The organism is Yinghuangia sp. YIM S09857, from assembly GCF_051388915.1.
In the GTDB taxonomy this organism is placed as follows: Bacteria; Actinomycetota; Actinomycetes; order Streptomycetales; family Streptomycetaceae; genus Yinghuangia.
Genome location: NZ_JBPKBH010000003.1, coordinates 125,193 through 129,310 on the forward strand (window position 1 = coordinate 125,193; position 4,118 = coordinate 129,310).

5 protein-coding genes are annotated in these 4,118 nt (G+C 71.7%); all 5 read right to left on the minus strand.

From position 1 onward, the window contains the following. Nucleotides 1–36: 36 nt before the first annotated feature. On the minus strand, nucleotides 37–447 hold the full coding sequence (locus ACRX5S_RS06575; protein ID WP_436771816.1) for a hypothetical protein: 411 nt from the start codon (nucleotides 445–447) through the stop codon (nucleotides 37–39). A 325-nt stretch (nucleotides 448–772) separates the two neighbouring features. Then, nucleotides 773–1,336, minus strand: a complete 564-nt coding sequence (locus tag ACRX5S_RS06580; RefSeq protein WP_436771817.1) for an RNA polymerase sigma factor — start codon at nucleotides 1,334–1,336, stop codon at nucleotides 773–775. Between the two features lie 367 nt (nucleotides 1,337–1,703). After that, entirely contained in the window at nucleotides 1,704–2,309 is a 606-nt protein-coding gene (locus tag ACRX5S_RS06585) for a hypothetical protein (protein WP_436771818.1), read from the minus strand. Nucleotides 2,310–2,386: 77 nt separating this feature from the next. Then, entirely contained in the window at nucleotides 2,387–3,097 is a 711-nt protein-coding gene (locus tag ACRX5S_RS06590; RefSeq protein ID WP_436771819.1) for a GntR family transcriptional regulator, read from the minus strand. A gap of 255 nt (nucleotides 3,098–3,352) precedes the next feature. After that, on the minus strand, nucleotides 3,353–4,118 hold a 766-nt coding region (locus ACRX5S_RS06595), incomplete at its 5' end, for an aminotransferase class III-fold pyridoxal phosphate-dependent enzyme (RefSeq protein ID WP_436771820.1).

Sequence of the window (4,118 nt, forward strand, 5' to 3'; positions counted from 1 at the left end):
CGCCCGGTCGGACCGGGGCGGGCCCACGTGAATTCCTCACTTGCCGAGCAGCGACGGCAGCCCGGCGTTCCGACAGAAGTCCGGGTCGTCGGTCGGGAACACCGCGGCCGCGCCGTCGCGGACGCAGACGACGAGATTGGGGACCGGGTACAGGCGTTTCTGCTCGGACGCCCGCAGATTCGGATCGTTCTCGTCGACGGCGACGTTCGGCACCCCTGGCCGCAGCAGGCCCAGGCCCCACATGTCGGCGCACAGCTCGGCGGCGACCTCGGCGCTGTGCGACTTGCCGGTGATCGTGCCCAGTTGCGCGCTGCCGCCGTGGAAGGGGTCGGCGGCCAGGTCGGTGTCCGCGTAGCAGTCCGCGCGGTCGAGCACCTTGGGCCGCTCGGGCTGCGGGTAGACCAGGGCCACCGCGACCCCGGTCGAGGTGGCGACCACGACGCTCATCGGGATGAGCCACCTTCGTTTCCTCCGGTTGCGCCCGGAGAGGGTCCGGGGGGGGGGGGGGGGGAGGGGGGGGGGGGGGGGGGGGGGGGGGGGGGGGGGGGGGGGGGGGGGGGGNCGACGCTCATCGGGATGAGCCACCTTCGTTTCCTCCGGTTGCGCCCGGAGAGGGTCCGGCGCGGTGTCGGCCCGACCCCTGTACGGGTCGACACCGCGCCGGGGCGTGAGACGAGGATGTCCTCGAGGGTGAAGCGGGCCTGCTCGGAGAGTTCCTCGGAGGCCGGTGGAGCTGGGTCGTTCGGCCGCATCAGCGTGCGGACGTCGTCCGTCAGACGCATCGCTCCTCCAAACCCACTTGTGCCGGGGCGCCCGGCGGTTCCGGCGCGTCCTCGGCTGCCTTGTCCTGGCGGTCGAGTGCGGTTCTCAGTCGGCGTTTCGCGCGGTACAGGCGCGCGGTCAGCGCGGGGACGGAGCACTGCATGACCATCGCGGCGGTCGGGACGTCCAGCCCCTCCCAGCCGACCAGGGCGAGGACCTCGCGGTCCGTCTCGCCCAGGCTCTGCCATGCACTGACCACGGAGTTGCGCTCCGCGGTCCGGTCGGCCAGGTCCCGGGTCGGCGGGTCGGGTTCGACCATCAGCCGGGCCTCGAGCATCTGGCCGCGGTTCTCGGTGCGGTGGTGGTTCTGCACGACGCCGCGGCCGACTCCGTAGAGCCACGGAAGAGGGTCCAGCCGTGGCACGGTCTCCCAGCGCCGCCACGCAATCAGGAAGACCTCGGCCGCGACGTCGTGAGCGGCGTCGGGGCCGACGCGGCGCCAGGCGTAGCGAAGCACGGCGTTGTAGTGCTCCCGGTATATGTCCCGGAACGCCTCGTCTCGCCCCACCTGCACCCCCTGCCCCTCAACCGTCGCCTGTCTATGTCCGGACGCCCCCGGTTTTTTGCAGGGCCTGCGGGACTTTCTGGGGAAGTTCCGCAAAGCTTCGGGGACGAAGCGGACAGATGCCTGCCAAACGTTCTGACGGTATGTCAGTACCGGGCCTGCGGCACAGACTCCGCACGAATTCGGACAGCCGAAAAACGGATCGGTTCGCCCGGGATATGGCGCTCCGGGACCGGGGGCGCCGGAAATGGGCGCGCGAGCGAAGGCGCCGGGACGGGGTGCGGAATGGCCTGGCCGCGACGGTCCGGGGAAGCGCGGTCAGGGGCGGTCAGGGGCGGTCAGGCGCGCACGGCAAGCCGAAGACCGGCCAACGGGATCAGGCGAAGACGATCATCGAGCCCTGGCCGACGCTCAGCAGCGCGGCCCGGTAGAGCACCGACCACACGAAGCGCTCCCGCCCGTACACCGAACCGTCGTACGTCGGCAGCGGCATGGGCGGGTCAAGGAGGTCCACCCCGATGTACGGCGCCAGGTCCTCCAGCTCGCGCAGCATCCCCAGGCTGGAGCCGAGCGGCCCGCCGTCCTCCGGGAGCGGCTCGTCCATCAGCGGTCGCGGGAAGTCGACGGGCAGGTACGCGCCCGCGTGGTCGTAGTGCCACACCAGGTGCGAGTGCTGGGCCGCCGCCTCGAAGGTCTCCAGCAACTGGTCGTAGTCGTCGCCCAGCGTGTCCACCGGCGTCACCGGGAACCCGGTGCGGTGCAGCAGGTACGCGCGGCGCAGGTAGTGCAGCGAGTCGTGGTCGAACGCGCCGACCGTCCAGACGCCCTTCTCCAGCCCCTCCGACCACGTGAAGACCGGCACGGGCGGGAGCCCACTGGCCGTCAGAACCGCGTCGTACGCCGCGAGTTCGTCCTTGAAGGGGTTCTCCGGGTTGTGGCACAGCGCGTCGACGAGCGGGACGAGCCAGACGTCACAGTCCACTGTGCGAGCTCCAGGAGCGGTGAGAGCGGGACGGGAGGGGTCCGAAACGGGCCCCGGCAGGGGCGTGCAGACAGACCCTAGCCCAGGGGGTCGCCCCCGTCGCCGACCAACCGCCGTGCGAACAGCCGCAGGGCCGCGACGTTGTCGCGCATGAGCACCTGCGCGCCCTCCGCGTCGCGGGCGGCCAGGCACTCGACGAGCTCGCGGTGCCGCCGCCAGGCCTCGGTGGGGCCGGATGCGGCGCGCAGGTACGGCCCGAGGTACATCCACGCCTGGACCCGCAGCAGCCGCAGCATCGCGGCCAGCCGCTCGTTGCCCGACAGCCGGCCGAGCTCGCCGAAGAACTGGCGGTCGACCAGCGCCGTCTCAGTGGTGTCGCCGTACCAGCGCACCGCGTCCAACCGGTCGGCGAGCCGCAGCAGTTCGGGGCGGCACTCGTCCGGCATCGTGCGTGCGATGCGGCCGATGAGCGGGACGCCGATGAGCTTGCGGGCCTCCAGGATCTCGGTGAAGTCCGCCCACGAGTACCTGGCGACCTGGAAGCCTCGGTGGTGCCCGCCGGTGAACAGGCCGTGCGCGGCCAGCTGGATCAGGGCCTCGCGCACCGGCGTCGCGGACACGCCGAAGCGCCGCGCCGCGTCGTTGACCGTCAGGGAGGCCCCGGGGGCCAGGCGCCCGGTCACCAGGTCGTCGCTCAGCGCCTCGGCGATCTCCTCGCGCAGGCTGATACGGCGCACCGCACCCACGAAGGAAATGCCGGTGAACACACTGGATTCGGCCGGCTGCACGTCGGTCTCTTCTCACCCCGGCCGCCGGAACATCCGCTCCGACGGGCATCCCCCATCCGATCGGCTCGATCATATGAAGGGATGTCCGGTTTGGGTAGCAATGTTGTCGAAGAAACGCGCGAACACGCGAAAACACGCGGGGCCGCGCCCGTTCCGGAGAACGGCGCGGCCCCGCATGTGCGTCGGCCGACGTGCCGCGCGGTCAGGTTCCCCGGTATGCCGGTACTCGGGAACCCGCGCCCGCGCGCGGCGGCATCAGACGCAGAACCCGTCCGCGACGGTCAGCGCCTCGTCGAGAATCGCCAGGCCCTCCTTGGCCTCCGCCTCGGTGGTCGTGCACGGCGGCACGACGTGCGTGCGGTTCATGTTGACGAACGGCCAGAGACCGCGCGCCTTGCAGGCCGCCGCGAAGTCGTTCATCGGCTTGGCGTCGGCACCGGCCGCGTTGTAGGGGGTCAGCGGCTCGCGGGTGGCCTTGTCCTTGACCAGCTCGACGGCCCAGAAGACGCCGAGGCCGCGCACCTCGCCGACCGAGGGGTGGCGTTCCGCCATGGCCCGCAGCTCGGGACCGATCACCGACTCGCCGAGCCACTTGGCGTTCTCGACGATCTTCTCGTCGCGCATGGCGTTGATGGTCGCGACGGCCGCGGCGCACGCCAGCGGGTGGCCGGAGTAGGTCAGGCCGCCGGGGTACGGGCGCTCCCGGAAGGTCTCGAAGACCGCGTCGGAGATGATCACGCCGCCGAGCGGCACGTAGCCGGAGTTGACGCCCTTGGCGAAGGTGATGAGGTCCGGGGTGACGCCCCAGTTGTCCACCGCGAACCACGCGCCGGTGCGGCCGAACCCGGCCATGACCTCGTCGGCGATGAAGAGGATGCCGTACTTGTCGCACAGCGCGCGCACACCCGCGAGGTAGCCGGGCGGCGGGACGAGGATGCCGGCGGTGCCGACGACGGTCTCCAGCACGATCGCGGCGACGGTGGCCGGGCCCTCGAACACGATGGTGTTCTCCAGGTGTGGG